This is a genomic window from Nocardia sp. XZ_19_231, assembly GCF_015355705.1.
Classification (GTDB): domain Bacteria; phylum Actinomycetota; class Actinomycetes; order Mycobacteriales; family Mycobacteriaceae; genus Nocardia; species Nocardia salmonicida.
The window spans coordinates 456,208-480,910 of record NZ_JACUZI010000003.1; the positions used below are offsets into that span (position 1 = coordinate 456,208).

At 67.4% G+C, this 24,703-nt stretch carries 21 protein-coding genes; 11 read left to right on the forward strand and 10 right to left on the reverse strand.

What is annotated here, in order from left to right:
• The first annotated feature begins 193 nt into the window (after positions 1–193).
• Positions 194–466 (forward strand): hypothetical protein, encoded by a 273-nt coding sequence (locus tag IBJ82_RS15375; RefSeq protein WP_194826590.1) that lies wholly within the window; start codon positions 194–196, stop codon positions 464–466.
• On the opposite strand, the gene IBJ82_RS15380 is transcribed toward IBJ82_RS15375, so the two are convergent.
• Together IBJ82_RS15380 and IBJ82_RS15385 are read right to left on the reverse strand one after the other, a co-directional pair.
• Positions 467–886, reverse strand: a complete 420-nt coding sequence (locus tag IBJ82_RS15380) for a limonene-1,2-epoxide hydrolase family protein (RefSeq protein WP_194826591.1) — start codon at positions 884–886, stop codon at positions 467–469.
• A gap of 44 nt (positions 887–930) precedes the next feature.
• The gene (locus tag IBJ82_RS15385; RefSeq protein ID WP_194826592.1) at positions 931–1,644 is read right to left on the reverse strand and encodes a TetR/AcrR family transcriptional regulator; all 714 of its coding nucleotides are present in this window, start codon (positions 1,642–1,644) and stop codon (positions 931–933) included.
• Positions 1,645–1,754: 110 nt separating this feature from the next.
• Here IBJ82_RS15385 and IBJ82_RS15390 point away from each other — a divergent pair, with 110 nt between their 5' ends.
• Positions 1,755–2,930: an FAD-dependent monooxygenase gene (locus IBJ82_RS15390; protein WP_194826593.1), complete on the forward strand. Its 1,176-nt coding sequence runs from the start codon at positions 1,755–1,757 to the stop codon at positions 2,928–2,930.
• Between the two features lie 41 nt (positions 2,931–2,971).
• A complete protein-coding gene (locus IBJ82_RS15395) occupies positions 2,972–3,955 on the forward strand; it encodes an LLM class F420-dependent oxidoreductase (protein WP_194826594.1) in 984 nt (327 codons plus the stop codon).
• Positions 3,956–3,957: 2 nt separating this feature from the next.
• Here the strand turns inward: IBJ82_RS15395 and IBJ82_RS15400 are convergent, their stop codons facing one another.
• The 4 genes from IBJ82_RS15400 to IBJ82_RS15415 form a co-directional block, all read right to left on the reverse strand.
• On the reverse strand, positions 3,958–5,256 hold the full coding sequence (locus IBJ82_RS15400; RefSeq protein ID WP_194826595.1) for a hypothetical protein: 1,299 nt from the start codon (positions 5,254–5,256) through the stop codon (positions 3,958–3,960).
• 4 nt (positions 5,257–5,260) lie between these two features.
• Entirely contained in the window at positions 5,261–5,473 is a 213-nt protein-coding gene (locus tag IBJ82_RS15405) for a hypothetical protein (protein WP_194826596.1), read from the reverse strand.
• Between the two features lie 178 nt (positions 5,474–5,651).
• Positions 5,652–6,947: a serine hydroxymethyltransferase gene (glyA, locus tag IBJ82_RS15410; RefSeq protein WP_063005659.1), complete on the reverse strand. Its 1,296-nt coding sequence runs from the start codon at positions 6,945–6,947 to the stop codon at positions 5,652–5,654.
• Between the two features lie 206 nt (positions 6,948–7,153).
• Positions 7,154–8,365, reverse strand: coding sequence for a DUF885 domain-containing protein (locus tag IBJ82_RS15415; protein ID WP_194826597.1), 1,212 nt, complete (start codon positions 8,363–8,365; stop codon positions 7,154–7,156).
• Between the two features lie 199 nt (positions 8,366–8,564).
• Here IBJ82_RS15415 and coaA point away from each other — a divergent pair, with 199 nt between their 5' ends.
• Positions 8,565–9,497, forward strand: a complete 933-nt coding sequence (gene coaA / locus IBJ82_RS15420; protein ID WP_194826598.1) for a type I pantothenate kinase — start codon at positions 8,565–8,567, stop codon at positions 9,495–9,497.
• A gap of 45 nt (positions 9,498–9,542) precedes the next feature.
• Here coaA and IBJ82_RS15425 read toward each other — a convergent pair whose 3' ends face one another.
• The 3 genes from IBJ82_RS15425 to IBJ82_RS15435 form a co-directional block, all read right to left on the reverse strand.
• Positions 9,543–10,670, reverse strand: coding sequence for a hypothetical protein (locus IBJ82_RS15425; protein ID WP_194826599.1), 1,128 nt, complete (start codon positions 10,668–10,670; stop codon positions 9,543–9,545).
• Between the two features lie 83 nt (positions 10,671–10,753).
• Positions 10,754–11,320 (reverse strand): hypothetical protein, encoded by a 567-nt coding sequence (locus tag IBJ82_RS15430; RefSeq protein WP_194826600.1) that lies wholly within the window; start codon positions 11,318–11,320, stop codon positions 10,754–10,756.
• Between the two features lie 29 nt (positions 11,321–11,349).
• Positions 11,350–12,129 (reverse strand): isoprenyl transferase, encoded by a 780-nt coding sequence (locus IBJ82_RS15435; protein WP_194826601.1) that lies wholly within the window; start codon positions 12,127–12,129, stop codon positions 11,350–11,352.
• A 281-nt stretch (positions 12,130–12,410) separates the two neighbouring features.
• Between IBJ82_RS15435 and IBJ82_RS15440 the strand changes: the two genes are divergently transcribed.
• Both IBJ82_RS15440 and IBJ82_RS15445 read left to right on the forward strand, forming a co-directional pair.
• The gene (locus IBJ82_RS15440) at positions 12,411–13,046 is read left to right on the forward strand and encodes a hemolysin III family protein (protein WP_370585324.1); all 636 of its coding nucleotides are present in this window, start codon (positions 12,411–12,413) and stop codon (positions 13,044–13,046) included.
• A 115-nt stretch (positions 13,047–13,161) separates the two neighbouring features.
• The gene (locus tag IBJ82_RS15445) at positions 13,162–14,643 is read left to right on the forward strand and encodes an adenylate/guanylate cyclase domain-containing protein (protein ID WP_194826602.1); all 1,482 of its coding nucleotides are present in this window, start codon (positions 13,162–13,164) and stop codon (positions 14,641–14,643) included.
• A gap of 57 nt (positions 14,644–14,700) precedes the next feature.
• Here the strand turns inward: IBJ82_RS15445 and IBJ82_RS15450 are convergent, their stop codons facing one another.
• On the reverse strand, positions 14,701–16,752 hold the full coding sequence (locus tag IBJ82_RS15450; protein ID WP_370585325.1) for a thioredoxin domain-containing protein: 2,052 nt from the start codon (positions 16,750–16,752) through the stop codon (positions 14,701–14,703).
• A 263-nt stretch (positions 16,753–17,015) separates the two neighbouring features.
• Between IBJ82_RS15450 and IBJ82_RS15455 the strand changes: the two genes are divergently transcribed.
• The 5 genes from IBJ82_RS15455 to IBJ82_RS15475 are packed head-to-tail and all read left to right on the forward strand — an operon-like array spanning position 17,016 to position 24,702.
• On the forward strand, positions 17,016–18,221 hold the full coding sequence (locus IBJ82_RS15455; RefSeq protein WP_370585365.1) for an MFS transporter: 1,206 nt from the start codon (positions 17,016–17,018) through the stop codon (positions 18,219–18,221).
• A 13-nt stretch (positions 18,222–18,234) separates the two neighbouring features.
• Complete coding sequence (locus IBJ82_RS15460) at positions 18,235–19,470, forward strand: aminotransferase class I/II-fold pyridoxal phosphate-dependent enzyme (protein ID WP_194826605.1); 1,236 nt, start codon at positions 18,235–18,237, stop codon at positions 19,468–19,470.
• Positions 19,467–21,032 carry an acyl-CoA carboxylase subunit beta gene (locus IBJ82_RS15465; RefSeq protein ID WP_194826606.1) on the forward strand — a complete coding sequence of 522 codons (1,566 nt, stop codon included), beginning with the start codon at positions 19,467–19,469 and terminating at the stop codon, positions 21,030–21,032. The genes IBJ82_RS15460 and IBJ82_RS15465 overlap by 4 nt, the downstream gene beginning before the upstream one ends.
• Positions 21,029–23,065, forward strand: a complete 2,037-nt coding sequence (locus IBJ82_RS15470) for a biotin carboxylase N-terminal domain-containing protein (RefSeq protein ID WP_194826607.1) — start codon at positions 21,029–21,031, stop codon at positions 23,063–23,065. Before IBJ82_RS15465 ends, IBJ82_RS15470 begins: the two co-directional genes overlap by 4 nt.
• On the forward strand, positions 23,065–24,702 hold the full coding sequence (locus IBJ82_RS15475) for an ABC transporter substrate-binding protein (protein WP_194827172.1): 1,638 nt from the start codon (positions 23,065–23,067) through the stop codon (positions 24,700–24,702). The genes IBJ82_RS15470 and IBJ82_RS15475 overlap by 1 nt, the downstream gene beginning before the upstream one ends.
• Position 24,703 lies beyond the last annotated feature (1 nt).

Genomic DNA, 24,703 nt, shown 5'->3' on the forward strand with positions numbered 1-24,703 from the left:
CTCGCACTGAGTAGCTCAGTCACGGTCAGGACCTCCCGTACGAATCACACCGACGCGACTCGCATCACCGACGCTACCGCCGAATTCGTAGCCGCGCTGCTGGACCGACACACGTGTCCGTGAATTTGTCGTTAACCGGCACTGTCGCGCCGGATCCGGCGCGTCCGCGCCGCCGAGCGCTAGAGTCGATGGCATGGCCGATGAGCAGGATCTGGACAAGCTGTCGTCGAAAGAACTGCACGATCGCGCGGTGAAGACCGCCGTGCACCACGGTGATGTGAAGTTCCTGTGGGAACTACTCAAGTCGATCCCGGCGGCCCAGGCCGAGGCGGGCGAGCTGGGCGAGAGCTCGGCCGACATCAAGTACGTGCTGCCGATGATCGACGACTACTTCCACGCGGGCGACGGCAAACTAGCCGATGTACTGCGACCGACCTACCTGGCGTATCTGCGCAAGCACCAGTAGTCAGCGTCCGCGGATCGCGTTCACCACGCCCACGACGGTGCCGCGCAGGACGTTGCCCTTGCTGAAGTGGTCGTCCCACAGCACGATTCGGCCGTCGCGCAACTCGAAGGTGCCGCTCACCCAGAAGCCGATCCGCACCGGGCCGAAGTGCAAGTAGTCGGTGCGGTCGGTGAGCACGATGTCGCCGTCGGCCGCGATGTGGTGGATCTCCGCGGAGAACCCGAGCTTGGGACGATCCAGACCGCGCAACACCGCGGCGACTCGCTTCTTGCCGCGCACGCTGGGCAGCGAGGCGTTCTTCCAGACGATCTCGGGATCGAGCAGATCCAGCGCCTCGTCGGCCGCGCTGAGTTCGAGCGCGTTGAAGAATTCGCGGACGATGGTGACAGCGGGCTCCGGCAGTTCCGGCTCGTCGGTCATGGGATGAGCCTAGGGCTCCGATCGCCGCGGGACCAGTGGTCTGCTCAGTTTCGCTGGTCGATCAGGACGGCGAGTCCGGCGATGATGCGGTCGACGCCGAACCGCAGCGCGTCGTTCGGTCCGCCTCTGCCCGCCGGAGCGGCGGCTTCCTCGGCGAAGGCCGCGCTCACCTCGGGATAGCGGCCCGCGGCGGCGGTCATCATCGCGGTGAACTGCTCGGTGAACTGTAGTTCGCCGTCGCCGCTCACCGAGGCGACCTGCTGGGCCAGATTGCGGGCGTGACCGTTGAGCAAGACGATCGTGTCCAGCTTTTCCGAGCCGGTGAGGCCGGTCCCCGCCAACGCGATGAGCGCGGCTTCGGTCCACCCCATCTCGTTCGGACCGAAGGGGCGCACGCCGAGGGTGAGCTCGATCGTCCACGGGTGCGCGAGGTAGCGGGCGAAGATCGCCTCACCCCAGTCCCGCAGTCCGGTGCGCCAATTCTGTTGCGCACCCGCGGTATTCGGCGGCTCGCCCATCGCCGCGTCGAGCATCAGCGCGGTGAGCTGCTCCTTGCCCGGCACGTACCGGTACAGCGACATCTTGGTGAAGCCGAGGCGCTCGGCCAGGCGCTGCATCGACAACGCGGACAGCCCTTCGGCATCGACGAGCGCGATGGCCTCGGCGACGATCCCGTCGAGGGTGAGCGCGGGTTTGGGCCCGCGCTTGGGGCGCTGCGTGGTCCCCCACAGCAGCTCGACTGTGGTCGGCGGCGGCATCTGTCCATCCTCTCGAAAATCATCTTGACGTGAAACTGTGTCTACCATACTCTTATCTGCATCCACCGGATACAGATTCCATCGGACACAGAAATTCCTAGGAGCTCCCCGTGCGTACCGTTCTCATCTCCGGCGCCAGCGTCGCCGGCCCCGCCCTTGCCTACTGGCTGCACCGATACGGCTTTTCCGTCACCGTCGTCGAGCGCGCCCCCGCGCTCCGGGCGGGCGGGCAGGCGGTGGACTTCAAGGGCAGGACCCACCTCACCGTGCTCGAGCGGATGGGCATCCTCGACGAGGTCCGGGCCAGGCGTACCGGCACCACCGACCTGATCCTCGTCGACGCCGACGGGCGCGAGCTCGGTGTGATGTCGGGCGAGTTCACCGGCGGCGACCTCGAGATCCTGCGCGGCGACCTGGCCGAGATCATGTACGACACCACCGCCGACTCCGTCGAATACCTCTTCGGCGACACCATCACCGACCTGCACGACACCGGCGACGGGGTGGCGGTGCGGTTCGAGAACAACCAGCCGCGCACCTTCGACCTAGTCCTCGGCGCCGACGGAATCCACTCTCGGGTGAGGAAATTGGCGTTCGGCCCCGAATCCGACTACGTCACACACCTGGGCTATCACTACTGCGTGGCGGGCGCGAGCCGCTGGAGCGACGCGGCCACTCCCCGTGACAAAGCGTCAGGTTATGCCCACAACACCCCGGGCAAACTCGCCATCGACGGCGGCCCGAAGGCACAGCAGATGTACATGTTCGCCGCTCCCGAACTCCACTACCCCCGCGACGACGCCGCCGCCCAACGCCGCATCATCGAAGAAACCTTCGCCGACATGGGCTGGCACGCTCCCCGCATGCTCACCGACCTGGCCGACTTCGACGACATCTACCTCGATTCGATCAGCCAGGTCCGCCTGAACGGCGCCTACACCCGCGGCCGCGTCGCCCTCGTCGGCGACGCCGCCTACGGAAACACCCTGGCGGGCTTCGGAACCGGCCTCGCCGTCGTCGGCGCGTACGTGCTGGCGGGCGAACTGGCCGCCACCGCGGGCGATCACGTCGCCGCCTTCGCCAACTACGACCGAATCATGAAGCGCTACGCCAAAATCGCGGGCAACACCAACGCGGGCCACTTCCTCGCACCGAAGACGGCCCTCGGTATCAAGGCCCGCAACTGGTTCCTCGGCTCCCGCTTCTTCACCCTGATGATGAAATACGGCGACAAGGCCGCCAACGACATCGACCTCATCGACTACCCGCAAACGGTCGGAGTGTAACCCTTGACTTGGAGTGCACTCCAAGTCATATCGTCGAGGACATGAGCATTCGACTCGGTTACCAGATGCCCAACTTCAGCAATACCGCTTCGGTGCGTGAGCTGTTTCCCGCGGTGATCGCGCAGGCCAGGGAGGCGGAGGGGGCGGGGTTCGACGCCGCGTTCGTGATGGATCACTTCTACCAGTTGCCGCTGATCGGCGAGCCGCAGGAGCCGATGCTGGAGGCCTACTCCGCGCTGTCGGGATTGGCTACCGCGACCGAGCGAATTCAGTTGTCCGCCTTGGTGACCGGCAATACCTACCGGAATCCGGCGCTGCTGGCCAAGACTGTCACCACGCTCGATGTGGTGAGCGGCGGGCGGGCGGTGCTCGGGATCGGGGCGGGGTGGTTCGAGCTCGAGCATCAGCAGTACGGGTTCGAGTTCGGCACGTTCACCGAGCGATTCGAGCGACTCGACGAGGCGTTGCAGATCATCACGCCGATGCTGCGCGGACAGCGCTCCACCCTCGACGGCAAGTGGTATCGCACCGAGAACGCGATGAACGAGCCCCGCATCCGCGACGACCTGCCGATCCTGCTCGGCGGCGGTGGCGAGAAGAAGACCTTCGGCATGGCCGCTCGCTTCGCCGACCACCTCAACATCATCTGCAACGCCTCCGAGCTGCCACGCAAACTCGACGCCCTGCACCAGCGGTGCGACGAGGCGGGCCGCGACCCCGCCACCCTCGAAACCAGCTTCCTCGCCCTCGCCATCGTCGACGAAGACGGCGACCGCGCCCGAAAGACGCAGACCGACATGCTGTCTCGCCTCGGGGTTGACCTGTCCACCATGACCGAAGCCGAACGCCGCGCCACCGTCGCCGACCGCCAATTCGCAGGCACCCCGGACGAAGTAGCCGAGCAGGTCCAGACCCGAGTGCTCGACCACGGCGTCGACGGTCTCATCGTCAACCTGATCGCCAACGGCCACGAACCCGGCGTCATCGAGCAGGTCGGCCGCGCCCTGCGTCCCCTGGTGAGCTGAGCTCACCACGAAGCGAAGTGGTCTTCTCCTCGTTGACGGATCTGTTGGCGACGGCGGAAGAAGACCTCTTCGGGGGTGACGGTGGTCAGGGCGTCGGTGATGCGGCTCAGACGGGTGTCGTAGCGGTTCTCGTGGATGTGGCGTTCGATGCCGGCTTGCCATTCGGGGGAAAGGCGCGACCAGATCGCGGCGACCCTGGCCTGAGCGGCCGGTTCGGATTCGGCGAGTAGTTGCAGGAGGGCGGGCCAATAGGTGGCGTCGGTCGCGTGGGCGGGCAGGGCGGCTACCGAGGTCTCGTCCAGTTCGGCGAGGGTCGCGGCGATGTGGCGGCGGGCCGGTTCGCTCAGTCGGGCCGACAGTGCGAACAGACCGCGCCACGGGTCGGCTTCGTCCTTGCCGTCCAGCGAGCGGACCAGCGCGCCGAGCACATCGGTGTCGGCGAATTGGGGGTTGGTCGACAGCGCCCACAGCGCCACCGGCTCGAGTCTGCCGATCACGGTGAGTAGGGGGGTGGACGCGTTCCGGTTGACCGCGGTGAGCAGGAATCGGCCGACCTCGTGGGTGGTGCCGCGGCCGAAGAAGATATCGCCGAGGCTGCCCGCGATATCGGGGGAAACCTTGCAGAACAACGCGAGCATGGCGTGATGCAGGGTCGGCGGCCCGGCCAGCACCGTCTGGAGCATTCCCGGTATCCGCTGTCGCGGGCCCGCGAGCAATTGTCGGACGATCCGGCTCAGCGTGTGCGCGGGGTAGGCGTAGGCGGCGGTGAAGATCAGCCCGGCGTCATCGAGGACGGTCTGCTCCAGTGCCGCGATCAGCGGTTCGTCCACCACCGAGAGGAACCGCGCCGCCGTCACGTAGTCGCGACGCCGCAGCAGCTCGTTGATGATGAGGGTGATCGGCTCCGGCCTGCCGTATCGCATCAGCTGTTCGAAGACGTTCGGGTCGAGGTACGGCGCGCCGTCTGCCGCGTAGACGGGGTCGACCGCGCACAACGCCTGCGCGCACTTCACGGGATGTTTGACGCCGACCGCACCGAGGAATCTGGCCGCCAGCACCGGCGGCACCACCCGCTCGAACAGCGCGACGCCGAGTCCGACCGGAAAGATCGGCACGACCGGGCTGATCCGGCGGAACGTGGGCGCGTGCTCGGCGTGCAGCGCGCGCAGAATCTGCTGGTGCATCGCCGAAAGGTGCACCGCGCCGAGACGAGCCAGCGGCGCGAGGTGTTGCGGCGGCACCTGCAGCGTGCGCGCGAGTACGACGAGTTGAGTCTGGGCTTCCAGTTCGGTCTCGATCATCGGTTCAGCTGCCGAAGATGATCTTGCGGGTGATCTTGCGCAGCGGACCGGGCATCGCGATGAGCGCGGCGTCGATGGCCCGGCGCAATGCCCGCACCTCGTTGGCCCGCGCGGCTCGGAACAGTTCGATCAGCTCCCTGGCCTCGGCCTCGGTGAGCAACTCGAACGCATGCACCTCCCCGCCGACCTCACGCGCAAGCTCACGTCGATATTTCATACGGACTGACCATGCCGTATTTCATTACCCTCGTAGGCACTTCCTCAGAATTTTGTGCGTTCCGACAATCACACTTCACAACCCCTGTCACCGCGACATGCTCCTGCCACGAAACGGCGCATCGCCCCGGTCGACCGAGTTTCGGTCGACCGGGGCGATGCGCGAGTGTGAGGCGGTGTCAGCCGAGCAGGCGCCAGTCCTCGAGGCCCTGGTAGAGCGGGACGCTCTGGGCCAGCTTGGAAACACGACCACGCAGCGTGTCGGTGTCGGAGGAGCCCGCGAGGGTGGCGGCGATGATGTCGGCCACCTCGGTGAACTCGGTGTCGCCGAAACCACGGGTCGCCAGAGCGGCCGTGCCGATGCGCAGGCCCGAGGTGACCATCGGGGGGCGCGGGTCGAAGGGGACCGCGTTGCGGTTGACGGTGATGCCGACCTCGTGGAGGAGGTCCTCGGCCTGCTGACCGTCGAGCTCGGAGTTGCGCAGGTCGACCAGGACCAGGTGCACGTCCGTGCCGCCGGTGAGGACGGAGACGCCCTTGTCCTTGACGTCGGCGCCGGTCAGACGCTCGGCGAGGATGCGGGCACCGGACAGGGTGCGGACCTGACGGTCGGCGAACTCCTCGGTGGCGGCGATCTTGAACGCGGCGGCCTTGGCGGCGATCACGTGCATGAGCGGGCCGCCCTGCTGGCCGGGGAACACCGCGGAGTTGAGTTTCTTGGCGAACTCCTGCTTGGCCAGGATCAGGCCGGAGCGGGGGCCGCCGAGCGTCTTGTGCACGGTGGAGGACACGACGTCGGCGTAGGGCACCGGCGAGGGGTGCAGACCGGCGGCGACCAGGCCGGCGAAGTGGGCCATGTCGACCCACAGGTAGGCGCCGACCTCGTCGGCGATCTCGCGGAAGCGAGCGAAGTCCTGGTGACGCGGGTAGGCCGACCACCCGGCGACGATCACCTTCGGCTTGGCCTTGAGTGCGATGTCACGCACCTCGTCCATGTCGATGCGGTGGTCTTCCTTGCTCACGCCGTAGGAGTGGACGTCGTAGAGCTTGCCCGAGAAGTTCAGGCGCATACCGTGGGTGAGGTGCCCGCCGTGCGCGAGATCGAGGCCGAGCAGGGTCTCGCCCGGGTTCATCAGCGCCATCAGCACCGCGGCGTTGGCCTGCGCGCCCGAGTGGGGCTGCACATTGGCGAACTCGGCGCCGAACAGCTCCTTGGCACGGTCACGAGCCAGGGTCTCCACCACGTCGACGGCCTCGCAGCCACCGTAGTAGCGGCGGCCCGGGTAACCCTCGGCGTACTTGTTCGTGAGGACGGAGCCCTGCGCCTGCAGGACCGCGCGCGGCACGAAGTTCTCCGAAGCGATCATCTCGAGGGTGTCGCGTTCGCGGGCGAGCTCGCCCGCCATCGCGGCGGCCAACTCGGGATCGAGCTCACCGAGAGACTGGGTATTCACCGAAGCGGTCGTCTGCGTCACGCATGCGAGTCTATTGCCGACCGTGTACGCGCTGAGCACGGGGATACCGCAACACCGTCCGAGCCGCCACCCGGGAGACCAGGGTCACACCGCGCCTGACCAGGTTCGATAGCCGTCGAACACGACAGACTCGGCGAAACGATCCGTGCGACGGTGACCGATGACACAGAGATGACCGCCTGCCGGTGACGCTGGCGGTTGCGCGATCATCCAGCAGCGACGCTCATCCGACGGATCGCCCCCGGTGTCAGCGGCTCGTCGAGCAGACGCCCGAACCGCTCGACCCGATCCTGGGCGCCGACCGCACCGTCGAGCCAGCCACCGAGCAACCGGTAACCCTCGACATAGGTGCTGATATAGGCCCGCCACAGCGGCGAGGAGAGAAACCGCAACGACTGCCGCGCCCGTTCCGGCGTCGCCAGGATCCACCGCTGCAGGAACAGCGCCACCTCGTCCTCGCTGCGATGCTGATCGTGCAGCAGCAGCGCGGCGTCCTGACGCACGTTCAGCAGTTTCGCCGACGCGGTCGAGAAGCGTTCGGCCCGTTCACCGTCGAAACGAAGGCCGAGGTCGGCGTAGATCTCCTGGGCCCACACGCCCCAGCCGGGTCCGACGATCGACTGTAGGGCCAGGTCGGCAAGGCCCTCGGCCATCAGGCACTGCGGGGTGTTGACCAGGAACAGCGTCTGCTCGTCCTCGCCCGCCGCGACCAGCCCGGCTTCCTTGCGGCAGTGCTCGGTGTGATGGCCGGGGTAGGCCTCGTGCGCGATCAGCGCGGGGAGGTTGCCCATGTGCTGTTTGAGGTCGGAGTTGATCGCCACCGTCGAGGCGAAATTGCCCAGGTAGTAGTTGAAGCCGGACCAGGGCTTGTCGCCGACGACCTCGTAGGTCACGTGCTCGTGGTCGGGCAGCGGATACCGGTCGCGCACCCGCTCGCGCAACGCACCGGAGAACGCTTCGACGCAGGTAGCGAGCTTTTCCGGCGGGATCTCGTCGCCGCGACGGTAGGTGGCGGCCCGTTCGGCGAGCGGACCGTCGCCGCCGAGCACCTCGTCCATCTGCCGGTGCGCTTCGCGATAGTCGTCGGGATCACCCGGTGCGATGTCGACGTCGAAATAGGCGCGGACCTCGTCGATGAAACCGATCTGCTCACCGGCGAACTTGCGAGCCGAGCACTCCATCGCCACCAGGTGGGCATCGAGGAATTCGGTGCGCTGGGCCGAGAGCCCGGCATCGGGCAGGGCGGCCCGCAGGTCGACGGCGCGCCGGGCCAGCTCGGCGGGTTCGGGGACGGCGGCGTTCTCGACATCGCGACGCAGCTGCGGATCGCCGGTATAGGCGTCGACGAATCCCTCTTCGAGGCGATCGAAAGCCAAACCGAGGCGCAGGTATTCAGTGACAAGTGGATGTGACCCCATCCGCCCGACATTACGTGGTCCCCCGGAAAATGGCGCCTTACCTCGGCATTGTCGCTAGTTACCGACCGGTAGCCAAACCCCCTGTTGCGCGCGAGCCGCGAGCACGGAGCACAATCTCGCTATGCGGTCAGAGTTATCCCGGATCTCACCAGACGGGCAGCCAAGCTGTGCGGATGCGCCTGGACGGAGGGTCGGGTAGGTGGCACGGATGAGTGAACCGAGCCCCTATGTGGAGTTCGATCGAAGCCAGTGGCGCACCCTGCGCAAATCGACTCCCCTCGTCCTGACCGAGGACGAACTGACCGGCCTACGCGGTCTGGGCGAGCAGATCGACCTCGAGGAAGTCGCCGAGGTCTACCTGCCGCTGGCCAGGTTGATCCATCTCCAGGTCGCGGCGCGGCAGCGGTTGTTCGCCGCCACCGCCACCTTCCTCGGCGAGAAACACCCCGACAAGCAGGTGCCGTTCGTGATCGGTGTCGCGGGCAGTGTCGCGGTGGGCAAGTCGACCACCGCGCGCGTGCTGCAGGCGCTGCTGGCGCGCTGGGATCACCACCCGCGGGTCGACCTGGTAACCACCGACGGATTCCTTTATCCCACCGCCGAACTCACCCGCCGCGGCATCATGCACCGCAAGGGTTTCCCGGACAGTTACGACCGGCGCAAGCTGCTGCGGTTCGTCACCGAGGTGAAGTCGGGCGCCGAAGAGGTGTGCGCGCCGGTGTATTCGCACAAGTCCTACGACATCGTGCCCCACGAGAAGCACTGTGTGCGTCAGCCCGACATCCTCATCGTCGAGGGCCTGAACGTGTTGCAGACCGGTCCACGACTGATGGTGTCGGACCTGTTCGACTTCTCCATCTATGTCGACGCCCGCATCGAGGACATCGAGAACTGGTATGTGCAGCGCTTTCTCGCGTTGCGCAAGACCGGTTTCGCCGACCCCGACGCGCACTTCCACCACTACGCGGCGTTCAGCGACGAGCAGGCCACCGCGGCCGCGCGCGATATCTGGAACTCCACCAACCGACCCAACCTGGTGGAGAACATCCTGCCCACCCGTCCGCGCGCGACCCTGGTGCTGCGCAAGGACTCCGATCACACCATCAACAGGTTGCGCCTGCGCAAGCTCTGATCAGCCTGCGCGGCAACAGATTCCGCGAACCGATCGCGAACGGGGTCAGCCGTTCGCGGTCGGCGGCGCACCGAGCGAGATGACCTGCTTCGCCAATTCCTCACGGACACCGCCCTTGTGCACAACCAACACCCCGTGCGGAGTGCCGCGCGCATCGGTGGGTTCACCGGCGACCACCTCGATCACCGACCCCGGCACCCGCCGGAGCATGTCGACCACCGGGTACTCCCCCACCGGCGCCCATCCCTGCGCCGCCGACTGCATCCGGTCGACCATGCTCGGCGCGCCGACGAGATCGGCCCATTTGCGGGTGGCGATCGTGATCGAACCGTCTTCGCTCCAGCGCGGGCTGTACACCGCGGAGCACTCGCCCGGCAGCGTGGGCAGCGACCGGACGCCGTTGGTCGCGACATCGATGGTGGCCACGTTGCCGCTGCCGCAGGTCGCGCTGCGCGCCGTCGCCCCGGCCAGCACGAAGGTGTGCCCGTCGGGTCCGGCGGCGGCCGAGAGTCCGGCGTCGATGCCGGGGACGCGACCCAGCGGCAGGATGGCGTCGGCGCCGATGGCATAGAGGTGGCTCTTCTCCCACCAGAGTCCGCGCGATTCGACCCTGGCCAACAGGACGAATTCGTCGGTGGCCGCCACCAGCTCGGCGCCGTCCCAGCTACCACCGGTCAATGGACTCGGCGAATCCGGCAGGACGACCTCACGTTCGGGTGCGGCGGGCTCGGAACCGGCCAGATCCATGCTCATGATCTCACCGGGCTCCCGCCACCAGCCGATCACCGAACCACGCAACCCCACCGCGTCGGTGCAGTCGCACGGTATGCGCGTCACCGAACGGTCCCGCACACCCAGCGCTACCAGCGTCTTGCTGCTCGTCTCCACCGCGAACGCGTACTGCCCGTCCCTGGTGAAGGTCACCGCGGCCGACGAATAACCGAAACTGCCCGGCGCCCGCACGGTTTCGGCGCCGCGCACCACCGCCAACTCGGCGTCGGTGCGATAGGCGAACACGGGGCCCTTGGCGGCCTGCTCCTCGGCGGGTGTCAGTCGTGGCGGCGCGGGCTGCTCGACCTCACCGCAGCCCGCGACGACCATCGCGGCACCGCACACGGCGCCGAGCACCGCGATCCGCGCACGCCATCCGCTCGCCTTCGTCGCAATTCCCACAGCTCACACCCCTGCAATGTGTCGTCGGGCCCGGTCTCGCGCAGCAGCCTAGTCGGGGGACGTCGCGGATCGGGCTTACTCCGCTACAACGTCCAGGCCGCGTCGAGCCTGGTCGCCACGTCGATATTGCGGACGGCCGCGATCTCGGGCTTGCGGATCTCCTGCGCGACATACCGGGCGACGAACCGGCGGATCTCGTGGTCGACACTGGCCAGCACGCGCAGCAGCTCACCGCGCTTGGAGCTGCTGGCGACATTGACCCGCACATCACCGGGACGCGGCTCGGCGATATCGATGACCACCCGCAGCGGGTCGGCGGTGCGCGCGGTGAGATGCAGATGCACGGTGCCGTCGACCCGGAACCGCGACCGGTCCACCGCCAGATCGAGAACCAGATCCACGTGCAACGGGATGGTCAATTCGAAGGAGATGAACGCGTCGACGAAACGCAGGATGCGTGGCTGCCCGAGCTCCACCTGTGCGGTGACCTTCGCCAGCCGCCCCGGCCCCACCCCGATCGGCCCGAAATCGAAAGCGGCCCCGGTGAGTTGGCCGAACGCGTCGGCGATGCGTTGCTCGGAAACGGCGTATTCCAGGAAACGCCTGCCGAATTCCTCATAGCTGATGTAAGAAGGCTGTTCGGGTTCCACTGACCGCAGAGTACGCGACAGCTACGACATCACACGCCGAAACGGCGGTGCCGCGCGGCGTAATCCCTTAGTGCGCGCAAAAAGTCGACGCGCCGGAACTCCGGCCAATACGCCTCGGTGAACCAGATCTCCGAATAGGCGCTCTGCCACAACAGGAAACCCGAAAGTCGCTGCTCACCAGATGTTCTGATCACCAGATCGGGGTCGGGCTGACCGGAAGTGTAGAGGTGCTGACCGATCGCGTCGACCGTAATCGACTGCACCAGATCCTCTCCCGACTCCCCCGACGCGATCTCCTGCCGCATCAGCGACCGCACGGCGTCGGTGATCTCCTGGCGTCCGCCGTACCCCACCGCGACGTTCACGTGCACGCCGTCGCGCCCGCTCGTCCGCTCGGCGGCTACCCGCAGGCGCTTGGCGATCAGCTCGGGGAAGCCCTCGAGCGATCCGACGATCCGCACACTCCAGTTCTGCTCAGGGGCGGACAGTTCCTCGACGACATCGGTGATCACTTCGAACAGGGTCTCGAGCTCATCGGCATCGCGGCGCAGGTTCTCGGTCGAGAGCAGATAGACGGTGACCATCTCGATGCCCTGGTCGGAACACCAGCCGACGAGTTCGGCGATTTTCAGCGCGCCGACACGATGGCCGTGGCTGACATCGGTGAACCCGTTCTCGCGCGCCCAGCGGCGATTGCCGTCGCACATCACGGCGACGTGGCGAGGGTGCTGCTTGTCTGCCAGCTGCTGTGACAGCCTGGCTTCGTAGATGCGGTACGGCAATCCACGCACCCGACCAAGAAACTCCACGCCCGCACCCTACGCTTGCCCGCCTCCCCGAGTATTTTGCCGGTCGTGAGTGCGGGGTGAGATTCGTGCCGGGCCTGCGGTGAGTGCGGGGTCGGCTTTTGGGGTGGGTGGGGAGTTACCCATGTTCTCGCGAGATCAGTGGGTTCGTCTTTTGTGTGGTCGGGGGCACGTTTTGTGGTGTCGAGGTGGGGGTTTGACGTACGGTTGGGAGCGTAACTTACGGTACCGTAGGTTTTGGCCCTGGAGGTTTCGTGGAGGCAGTTCTGACTGGGATCGGCACGGTGAGCAAGCCGCGGTTCCGGGGGTGGATTCACACCTGGGCAGTGGGCGTTGCCGCTGTCGCGGTGACCGTGCTCGTGGTGTTCGGGTTCCTGACGTCGTTGACGGCGGGATGGTCGACCTTGCTGTACGGGATCTCGGTGTGCGCGCTGTTCGGGGTGAGCGCGGTGTATCACCGGGTCACCTGGGCGAGCGTGCGGACCCGGGTGCGGATGAAGCGGGCCGATCACTCGATGATCTTTCTGTTCATCGCGGGCAGCTACACGCCGTTCGCGCTGCTCGGGTTGCCCGGGCGGACCGGGCAGATCCTGCTGGTCGTGGTGTGGGCGGGGGCCATCGCCGGGATCGCGCTGAAGTTGTTGTGGCCCACCGCGCCCGCCTGGGTCGGGGTGCCGCTGTATCTGTTGCTGGGGTGGGCGATCGTGCCCGTGATTCCCGAGTTGCTGCACAACGTCGGGGTCGCGCCGTTGGTGCTGCTCGCGGTCGGCGGTGTGATCTACAGCGTGGGGGCGATTCTGTACGCGACCAAGTGGCCCAATCCCTGGCCCGACTTCGGACATCACGAGTTCTTCCACGCGGCGACGGTGGTCGCGGCACTGTGTCACTACATCGCGATCTGGCTGGTCGTGCTCGGCTGAACGGCGCGTGCGCGTTGCCTCGGTCGGCGCGCCTTCTATGCTCGGTAGCTGTGTCACCCGTCAGCGCAGCTCGTGATGCCCGGGCGTCCTCGGGCGCCGGGTCAGGGCGTGTGCGGTGAACCGGCTGGTCCGGTGGGCGCTGCAGTCCTACTGGGGACTGGCGCTGGTGGTCATTACCGCCAACATGGTCGGGGTCACGGCCATCTTCGTGGTCAGCTGGGCGGGCGGGGTGTTCAGCCGCCTCGGCAACGATTGGCGCGACGCGGCGGCGCTGATCCTGATCTATCCGATCATCGCCTTCTCCGTCGGGATCGGGATCGCCCTCTACGACCGGCGCCGATATATGCGCTGGCTCGACGACAACCGCAAACCGACGCCGGAGGAAGCGCGAGTCCTGATCCGGCTGCCCGCCGCGATCACCGTGCGCGCGATCATCCTGTGGACACCGGGCGTCGTGTTGACCGTGTGGCTGGTCGACCGGTTCACCGACTATCACAACATCACCGTGCTGCTGGCCGGATTCGCCCTCGGCGGGCTGGAAGCGGCGGGCGCGATCTATCTCATCCTGGACCGCCTGATCCGACCGGCGGTGCCCATCATCGCCGCGGTGCTCGGGCCGACCGTGCATCCCAGCTCGACCGTGCTGGTGCGGGTGCTCGTCACCTGGGCGGTATCCAGTGCGCTGCCGGGGCTGATCATCATCGTGGTCCTCAGCGATACCACCACCTCCGCCGAGGACCGGGTGCGCGCCGCCTTGCTGTTCTCGATCGTCGCGCTCGGTGTCGGCACCCTCGCCACCGCCTTGCTCGCGCGCTCGGTGGCGACGCCGATGCGCACGATGTACCGGGCGCTGGACCGGATCACCCGCGGCGAACTCGATGTGCGGGTGCCGGTCGGCAGCGCGAGTGAGATCGGCCGACTCGAACACTCCGTCAACGAACTCGCCGCCACCCTGCGCGACCAGATGCACACCGAGGACGTCTTCGGCAGACACGTCGGCTCCACCGTGGCCGAACGCGCGCTGTCGGGCAGCACCGACCTCACCGGCGACGTGCGCATCGTCTCGGCGCTGTTCGTCGACGTCACCGGCTCGGTCCAGCTGTCCGCCGAAATGGCGCCGGAGGATTTCGTCCACAAGCTCAACCGGCTGCTCGCCACGGTCGTCGCGGCCACCGAGGACAACGGCGGCCTGGTGAACAAATTCGCCGGCGACGCTGCCCTGTGCATCTTCGGCGCCCCTTCCGCCCTGCAGGACAACGCCACCCCCGCCCTGCGCGCCGCCCGCCGCATCCGCGACGAAGTAGTCGCCACCGGCGAACTCGACGTCGGCATCGGGGTGGCCCGTGGGCAGGTGTTCGCCGGCGACGTCGGCGCCGACACCCGCCTCGAGTTCACGGTCATCGGCGACGCCGTCAACGCGGCAGCCCGCCTCACCGCCGTCGCGAAGGAAGCGCCGCGGCGGGTACTGGTGAGCGATTCGGTGTGGCAGGCCGCCACCCCGACCGAGCGGTCCAAGTGGAAGCGCTACAAGGACTTACGCCTGCGCGGAATCCCTGGGCGAACCCGGACCTGGACGGACATCTCTCCGGGTAAGTGATTCCGAGCCGTCGATAGCTATCGGCCGCCGATCAGGTGTAGCGATGCACGGATCCGCTCACCGCCGCAGTGATGCTGTCAGGTCGGCGGGGTCGGTGACCGGAAGGTCGCAGACCGAGCCTCGGCAGACGTAGGCAGCGGGGGTGCCATCGACCAGGGGCCGGTCGGTGAGGAGCGGGGCGGTGTTCGGTGGGGCCGCGAGGATGATCGTGCCGCCGGGGGCCGAAGCGCGGGCCGCGGCGAGGAGTTCCATTGCGGCGGATGATTGTTCGGTCGCGGCGATGGCTACCTGATACGGTCCGCGGACCGAGGCTTCGGCGACGGACAGCCAGTTGCCCGCGGTCCGGGGTGCGCGGGCCAGCAGGATCGCGCCACGGGCGAGGGTCTGGTCGGCGAGTTCGCGGTAGCGGACGGCGCGCTCGGTGTCGGCGACCGCCGATGCGGTGAGCAGGGCCTCGGCCAGGGCGGAAGCGCCGGAGGGGGTGGCGCCGTCGACGGGGTCACGCGGGCGGGCTACCAGGGTTTCGGCGTCGTCGGCGGTGTCGAACCAGCTGCCGGGACGTTCGGGGTCGGCGAAGTGGTCGATCGTGTTGTCCAGCAACAGTTGTGCGGCGGCGAGCCAGTCCGGTTCGCCGGTGGCCTGGTAGAGGGCGAGCAGGCCCGTGGTGAACCAGGCGTAGTCCTCGAGGACACCGGGTGGGGTGCCCGCGACACCGTCGAGGGAGGCGCGGCGCAGTCTGCCTCCGACGAGATGGACGTCGAGCAGGTAGCGGGCGCACCGCACGGCGGCGGCGATCCACGACGGTTCCTCCAGTGCCGCACCGGATTCCGCGAGGGCGGTGATAGCCATGCCGTTCCAGGCGGTGACCACTTTGTCGTCGCGGGCAGGCTGCGGGCGACGGGTGCGGACCTCGAACAGCTGGGCGCGCAGTCGGTCGAAACGCGACGACTGCTCGGCGTCGACGGGGTCGCTGTGCCGGGTGAGCACCGAGGTGCCCTGTTCGAAATTGCCCGCGGTGGTGACGCCGAGAGCGTCGGCCGCCCACATTCCTTCGAGCGGGCCGAGCTCGCCGACCAGCTCGGCGGGCGTCCACACGTAGGTGGCGCCCTCCACGCCGGGACCGTCCGGTTCGAGGTGGGTGTCGGCATCGAGCGCCGACGCGAAGCCGCCGTCGGCGGTCCCGAGATCACCCAGCAGGAATTCGACCGTCTCACGAGTCACTCTGTGCGGCAACGATTCCAAGGAGGTCGAGGGCGTGCGGCGCGAGAGGTGGGCGTAGGCGCGCAGCAGCAGGGCGTTGTCGTAGAGCATCTTCTCGAAATGCGGTACCAGCCACCCGGCATCGACCGAGTAGCGCGCGAAACCACCACGCAACTGGTCGTAGATCCCGCCACGCGCCATCGCCTCGGCTGTGCGCTCGACCAGATCGAACACGGCCTGGTCGCCGGTGCGCTCCCAGTGCCGCAGCAGTCCTTCCAGCAGCGCCGACGGCGGAAACTTCGGGGCCCCACCGAATCCGCCGTGCGTCGCGTCCTCGTCGGCGGCGATCTCGAGCACAGCCTTGTCGAGAAGTTTAGCGACGATGGTGAATTCGGCGTCGGGGAGTCCCGCTGCCTGTGACTGGAGCGCATCGGTCACCTGACGCGCGGCCTTGTCCACGTCGTCGCGCCGGTTGAGCCAGGTCTCGGCCACCGCGCTGAGCAACTGCGTGAACGACGGCATCCCGCCGCGCGGCTGCTTGGGGTAGTAGGTGCCGCAGTAGAACGGCGCGCCGTCGGGGGTGAGGAAGCAGGTCATCGGCCAGCCGCCCTGCCCGGTCATGGCCACGGTGGCATTCATGTACACCGCGTCCAGGTCGGGACGCTCCTCCCGATCCACCTTCACACAGACGAAATCGGCGTTCATCTGCTCGGCCGTCGCGGTGTCCTCGAAGGACTCGTGTGCCATCACATGGCACCAGTGGCAGCTCGCGTAGCCGATCGACAGCAGGATCGGCACGTTCCGCTCTGCCGCCTCGGCTAGGGCATCGGCATCCCACTCCCGCCAATGGACGGGGTTGTCGGCGTGTTGACGCAGATAGGGCGAGGTCGCACCGGCCAATCGGTTCACGGTTCCACCCTGCCACACGCGACGAACACAGGCCGCGCCCCAGGTGTCGAACGCTCTCTTCGTTCGCCCCGATGCGCTCAGGCAATTTCCTCGCATCCTCGTGCGACGCACCGTGCCGCCATGAATACGCCACCGAATATTTACCTTTCCTACTGAAATCAACGCGATCGCAACGGTGTTCGACCGCTTCGCCTGGCCGTATACCTAGAACTCGGATCCAGAATCCTGCGTGATTCGCTCGGCCATAGGGGAGTGCATTGTCTGTGCAAGCGGAAACCGGCGAAATCCCGGCTTCCGCGGCAACACGCCGAGCAGTTGTCACAACGGCATGTGTCGCGGTCGCGGTCGCACAAATGGCGACAACCATCTATCTGCCGAGCATGCCCGCGCTCGGCACCGACATCGGCGCCGGTGACAGCGTCCTGCAGCTGTCGGTGGCCGTGTTCGTGGTGTTCGCCGCGCTCCCGGTCGTCGCGTGGGGCAGGGCGGCGGAGCGGTTCGGTCGGGTGCCCGCCTTCGTCGCGGCCGGGCTGTGTTTCGTCCTCGCCAGCGCGGGTCTCGCGCTGATCACCAACGCCCCGGAGTTGCTCGGGCTGCGCGTGGTCCAGGCGATCGGCGCGGGCGGTATCGCGGTGGTCGGCCGGATGATGATCAAGGACCTGTTCACCGGCGCCGAGCTCGCCCGCCAGCTCGCGCTGTTGTCGATGGCGTTCGTCGTCGCGCTCGGCGGCGGGCAGGTGATCGGTGGCATCGTCACCTCCACGGTCGGATGGCGATACGGATTCGTCGTGCTGGCCGTACTCGCCGCGGTGCCGGTCGCCTTCGCCCTGCGCATCTCATTGCCCCGACGCGAACCGGGGCCGAGAGACAAAGGCACAGCTAGACGCCTTTTTACCGACCGGGTCTTCGCCGTCAGCGCGGTCGCGGGCGGCATCGGATTCGCCGTCATCGTGATGATCCAGCAGAAGTCCGCGTTCATCTTCACCGACCGGTTCGCGCTCTCGCCCTGGGTGTTCGGCCTGTTCGGCGTCCTCTACGGTGCGGCCTACCTCGGCGGCGCGACCTACGTCCGACAGCGCGTGCGACAGGTGGGAGCGCACACCATGATGCGGCAGGGGGCCGCGATCATGCTCGCGGGCTGCGTGCTCATCACCGTCGTGTGGGCCTTCGATCTGCCACGGGCGATCGCGCTGCCGGTCTTCCTCGCCGGGTACGTCACCACGACCTTCGGCCAGGCGACGCTGTTCCCCAACAGTGCCGCGCACGCCGTCAGCCACCTCGCCACCGGGGCCGCGATCGCCGTGTCGTGGTGCGCGCTGGTGCAGCAGGGCCTCGCGGGCATCGCCTCGCTGGCAGGCCCCACCCTGTCCGGGCTCCTCGCCTGGTCCATCGCCATCACGCTGCTCGCCGCGGCAAACGTGCTCGTCGTCGCGGCGCCCGAGAAAACTGACGCACCCTCGCCAACATAAGGAATGAACGCCAGTGGCCAGAAACCAATTCGCAAATATCCGCAGGCAATTGCAATTGAGCAATACATTTTGGGACGACAGCACCGCCCACGGACTGGTCGACATCATCGCCGACGATATGCGCGACGGAACAGTACATTCTCGCGACGGTCGCACGATCATCAACTTCTCGTCCTATTCCTATCTCGGTTTGGACAGCGATCCACGAATCGTCGAGGGCGCTCACCGCGGACTCGACGAAACCGCGACGATCAATTCTTCTATTTCCCGGATGCGAATCCGGCTCGGCCTGCTGGAGGAGGCCGAACAGCGGCTCTCCCGGACCTTCGGCGCGCAGGCGGTCACCGTGTCGTCGTGCGCGGCGGCCGCGTGGGCGACCCTGCCGCTGCTCGCCTCCGGTGAGCTCACCGACGGGCACCCGCCGCTGGTGGTCTTCGACAAGAACGCGCACTTCTGCCTGAACGCGATGAAGCCGCTGGTCGCGGACGAGACCGAACTGGTGACGATCGAGCACAACGACATCGACGCCTTGGAAGAGCTGTGCCGCACGCATTCGCACGTGGCCTACGTCGCCGACGGCGTCTACAGCACCGGCGGCGGGGCGCCACTGGCCGAGCTGCACCGGCTCCAGGATCAATACGGCCTGTTCTTGTATTTCGATGAGGCGCACGGCATTTCGACACTGGGTAGTCGTGGCCGCGGATATGTTCTCGGAGCCTACGAAGGCTGGCGCGAGCGGACCCTCGTGATCGCTTCGCTCAACAAAGGTTTCGGCGCCAGTGGTGGCGTGATCTTCTTCGGCGCGGTGGGCGACACGTCGCGCACACCCACCCTGCTGCGCACGAGCGGGCCGCTGATGTGGTCGCAGCGCATCAACACCGCCGGGCTCGGCGCGATCATCGCCTCGTGCGAGCTGCACGACGACGGCACCGTCGATCGACTTCAGCTCGCGCTCCAGGAGCGGGTCCGCCTGTTCGACTCGCTCGTCGACACCGACCTCGCCGGTGACGGACTGCCCATCCGGTTCGTCAGCATCGGCCAGGAGGACGTCACGGTCACCGTGGCACGAGACATGCTCGACGCCGGTTTCTACACCTCGCCGGTGTTCTTCCCGATCATCCGTCGCGGCAGCGCGGGCCTGCGCCTGATGTTGCGAGCCGACCTCGAGCCCGACACGATCCGCCGCTTCGCCGACACCCTGAGCTCGAGCCTCGCCGCGCATCAGGACCGGGAGGAACTACCAGCATGACCGCCGTTATCGAGAACACCATCGGGTTCGAAGCCCAGCGCACCCTGCTGCGCGATCACACCGCCGGGATCGTGGCGCCGCGTCGACGCCAGGGCGACACGAAACTTCCTGTGCGCGAACGGGTCAACCGCATCCTCGACCCCGGTACGCCGTTCCTGGAGATCGGCAGGCTCGCCGCGCACGAGGTCTACGACACCGATCTGCCCGCCGCCGCGCTGATCGTCGGCATCGGCACCATCCACGGCAGACCGTGCATGGTGTTCGCCAACGATCCGCACGTCAAGGGCGGAACCTTCTACCCGCTCACGATCAAGAAGCACCTGCGCGGGCAGAAGCTGGCCAGGGAGTACCGCCTGCCGTGTGTGTATCTGGCGGACTCGGGCGGCATCTACCTTCCGCTGCAGGAGGAGATCTTCCCCGACGAGGAGCACCTCGGAAAGATGTTCCGCAATATCGCGGAGATGTCGGCGCTGGGTCTGCCGCAGATCTCGGCGGTGCTCGGCATCTGCACCGCGGGCGGCGCCTACATCCCCGCGATGAGCGACGAGACCGTGATGGTGAAAGACCTCAGCACCGTGTTCCTCGGCGGTCCGCAGCTGGTGGAGGCCGCCACGGGCGTGGTGGTCGACGCGCAGACCCTCGGCGGCTCCGACCTGCACGTGCGCGAAACCGCGGTGGCCGACCATCTCGCCGCGAACGAGTTGGAAGCGCTGGCGATGGTGCGCGACATCGTGTCTCGCACCCCTGGTGACCGCGTGCATCCCCCCGCGTTCGAGGTGCTCGAGCCCGCCGACGATCCGGCGCGACTCCCGGATCTCATCCCGGCGACCACCAAGAAGGAGATGGACGTTCGCGCGATTCTGCGCTGCGTCGTCGACGCCACCTCGTGGGTCGAGTACCGCAGGGACTACGGCATCACGATCGTGTGCGCCACCGCCCGGATCGCGGGTTACGAGGTGGGGATCATCGCGAATCAAGGCGTGATCTTCCCCGACAGCGCGCTCAAGGCCACCAACTTCATCCAGATCTGCGAGCAGCGCCGCATCCCACTGTTGTTCGTGCACAACGTGAGTGGGTTCATGGTCGGCGAGGAGTACGAGCGGGCCGGGATCGCCAAACACGGCGCGAAGATGGTGAACGCGGTCTCGTGCGCCACGGTGCCGAAGATCTCGCTGGTGATCGGCGGGAGCTTCGGCGCCGCCAATTTCGCGATGTCGGGGCGGTCGATGGGCGGCCAGTTCATGGCGATGTGGCCCAATGCCCGCTCCACCGGGGTCGGTGGCGAGCAGGCCGCGGCGGTGATGGCGATCCTCAAGCGTGACCGGTTGCGCCGCGAGGGCAAGGAACTCAGCGCCGCCGAGGAAGCCGCCATCAAGCAGCCGATCATCGACAGTTTCGAACGGCAATCGCTGCCGACCTACATCGCAGCGCGCATGTGGATCGATGCCGTGGTCGAACCGGAGGACACCCGGTCGTGGCTGGCACGGTGCCTGTCGCTGGCTCACGAACGCTGGGATCGGCCGCAGCCTGCGGGTTCGAACTTCGGGGTGTTCCGGCTGTGATCTCACGACTACTCATCGCGAACCGGGGCGAGATCGCCGCCCGGATCGCCCGCACCTGCGATCGCCTCGGCATCGAGTACGTGACGGTGAGCGTGGCGGCGGACCGGTCACTCACCTATCACGCGGCGGCGGTGTCGACCGTCGCGCTGCCCGAGCGCGACACCCGGGACGCTTCAGCAGCCAGGACCCGGCCCACCGGCTACCTCGATATCGACGCACTGGTGCGCGCCGCGACCGAAACAGGCTGCGACGCTGTGCATCCCGGATACGGCTTCCTGTCCGAGAACGCCGACTTCGCGCGCGCGGTCCGTGCTGCCGGATCGGTGTTCGTCGGCCCGAGTTCGCGGGTGATCGAGACGATGGCCGACAAGTCCTCCGCGCGCCAGGTCATGGCCGAGGCGGGTGTGCCCGTGCTGCCCGGCACCGTCCGGGCGAGCGAAGACCTCGACGCCCTGGTGAACGCGGCAGCCGACATCGGGTACCCACTGATCGTCAAGCCCGCGGGCGGTGGTGGCGGCAAGGGCATGTCGGTGGTGCGCTCTGCCGCCGGACTCCGCGAGGCGCTGGCGTCCGCTTCACGCACCGCGACAGCGGCTTTCGCCGATGGCCGTCTGCATCTCGAACGGTACGTCGAGCGCGCACGACACATCGAGGTGCAGGTGTTCGGCGACGAATTCGGCCATGCCGTCCACCTTTTCGACCGTGACTGCTCGCTGCAACGGCGGCATCAGAAGGTGATCGAGGAAGCGCCGGCCCCCCGGATTCCCGATGCGGTGCGCGCGGCGATGTTCGCCGCCGCGGTGCAGGGCACGAAGGCTTTGCAGTACGTGGGCGCGGGCACCTTCGAATTCCTGCTGGTCGGTGACGAGTTCTTCTTCATCGAGATGAATACGCGGTTGCAGGTGGAACACACCGTCACCGAGGAGATCACCGGCATCGATCTGGTGCAGTGGCAATTGCTGGTCGCCGCGGGCGAACCGCTGCCCGCCGAGCAACCCGACATCGCGTACTCGGGCGCTTCGGTACAGGTGCGGATGTACGCCGAGGACCCGTTCCGGTCGTTTCTGCCGTGCCCGGGCGGGCTCGAGGTCACTTACTGGCCCGATGTTCGCGTCGAACGCGCCTTCACTCGCCATCTCGACGTCACCGGCGGGTTCGATCCGATGATCGCCAAACTCGTCGCGACCGGCGCCACCCGCGAGGAGGCGCTCACCGCCGCCCGCCGAGCCTGTGAAGACCTTCGCTGGCAGGGTATTTCGACCAACCTCGGTTTCGTCGCACGCGTCCTGGCCGCCCCGATCGTCGCGGCGGCCGAGCACGACACCGCCTATCTGGACCGGATCGATCCGGTCGCCGAGTTCGGCGATCCCGACGAGCTCAGTGCCCTCGCGGTCGCCGCGGCACTCACCGCACCCGACCGCGCGACACCCTGGTCGACCGGCGCGCCCGGCGGTGATCGGGCCTGGCTCGATCCCGCCGACCGCGACCTCGGCAGTCTCGATCTGTCGGTCGACGGGCACGCGGTGACGGTGCGAGTCGGCGGCTACGAGGGCGACGCGGTGCTCGTGCGCGCCGACACCGTCGACCCGAGCAGCCCCGCTGTGCAGACCACCGACCACAGCGCCGCCACCCGGCAGACGACCGAGGTGGGCGTCACCGCTCGACGAACCGACGGCGACACGATCACGGTCGGCTCGACCCCGTGTGTCGTACGACGCGACGGCGAGGGCTGGACATGCCAGGTAGCTGGCGTTGCCAGGCAGGTGCGCTACGCCGAATACCGCTCACTCGGCACGACCGCGACGGATCCCGAGATCCGCTCGCCCATGCCGGGCACCCTCGTGCAGCTCCATGTCGAATCGGGCAACCCGGTCGAGAAGGGACAGCTGCTCGGCGTGGTCGAGGCCATGAAGCTCGAACACGAACTGACCGCCACCCATGCGGGGATCGTCACCGTGACCGCGGCCGAAGGCGCCGTGGTCACCACAGCTCAATCACTGTTTCTCATCGAAGAGAGGGGCGCCGCGCTGTGATGCGACATCGGCGACTACTTGCCACAGCTCTGGTATCGGCGGTGGCCGTGCTGGCGACCGCGTGTGGTGGAACGGACCCTGCGGCACGCGAATCGGCACAGCCGGTCAGCGGCGGCGCGTTGACGTGGGGGGTGGAGACCGAGCCGACCACGTTGAATCCGCACCTCAACGGCCAGAGCAATACACACCTGATGTTGCGCAACGTCTTCGAGTCGCTACTCGCGCGCACGACCGAGGGCGGTTTCGTCCCGGGGCTGGCCACCGGCCACGAGATCTCGCCCGACGGTCTCGTCTACACCTTCCCCCTGCGCGCGGGGGTGAAGTTCACCGACGGTAATCCGCTCACCGCGACCGCCGTGGCCCGCAACTTCACCACGATGCAGGACGTGTCCTATTCCGGCGGCTGGTCCGCCGGGCCGCTGTCACACCTGGCAGCGGTCACCCCACGCGACGAGCGCACCGTGGTGTTCACCCTGAAGGACCCGTACGCGCCGTTCCTCGACTTCGCCGCCGGTTTCCCCATCATCTCCTCGGCCGCGTGGGACAAGCCGCAGCTCAAGGCCGGTGGGCCGGAGATCGCGGGTACCGGTCCTTTCATCCTCGACCGCTACGTGAAAGGTCAGGAACTGCACTTCCGCAAGAACCCCGACTACAACTGGGCGCCGCAGAGCGCGAAGCATCAGGGTCCGGCCTACCTCGACGAGGTGACCTACCGTTTCCTGCCCGAGTCGTCGGTGCGCACCGGGGCGCTCACCTCCGGTCAGGTCGACCTCATCGAAGGCGTCTCCGGCAACGACGCCGCACTGTTCCGGGACAACCCCGACTTCACCTATTCGACCGGGCTGAACAACGGCAGCCCGTACACGCTGTACTGGAACGCGACCTTCGGCCCTGCCACCGATGAACGAGTCCGCAAGGCGCTCAACAACTCCGTCGACGTGAACGCGGTGCTGCAGTCGATCTATCGCGGCGAGCGCACCCGCGGCTGGGGTATCGCCTCCAGCGTCGACACCCTGTTCTACGACAAGAGCGTCGAGGGCACCTACGGCGCCGACAAGGCCGCCTCGAACCGGCTGCTCGACGAAGCCGGATGGACGGCAAAGGATTCCGAAGGGTTCCGGACCAAGGACGGCCGGCGGCTGACCGTCGAACTGGTGCAGGCCCAGTCGACCGTGCGCGATCAGCGTGAGGTGCTGTTGCAGGCGGTGCAGGCGCAGGCCAAGCAGAACGCGGGCATCGATCTGAAGCTGTCCTACGTCGACCTCGGCACCTATAGCGAGCTGCGCAAGAAGAACGCCTTCGGGTCGATCGCCAACTCCGACACCATCACCGGCGGCATCGACATCGAGAACCACTGGTACCCGCCGACGCCGCTTGGCACGCTGAACTACAGCCGCGCCACCGATCCCGAACTGTCCACCTGGCTGCGGGCCGCCGCCTCGACCACCGACTCCGCCGAGCGGGCGAAGCAGTACGCGCAGTTGCAGCGGTTCGCGATCGTCGACAAGGCTTACGGGCTGCCGCTCTACATTCCCGAGAACCAGATCGCGACGGCAGCCCACGTGTACGGCGCGGGATACCGTCCGTACAAACAGCTTCCGGAGAACGCGTACGACATCTGGGTCGATCGTGGATAGG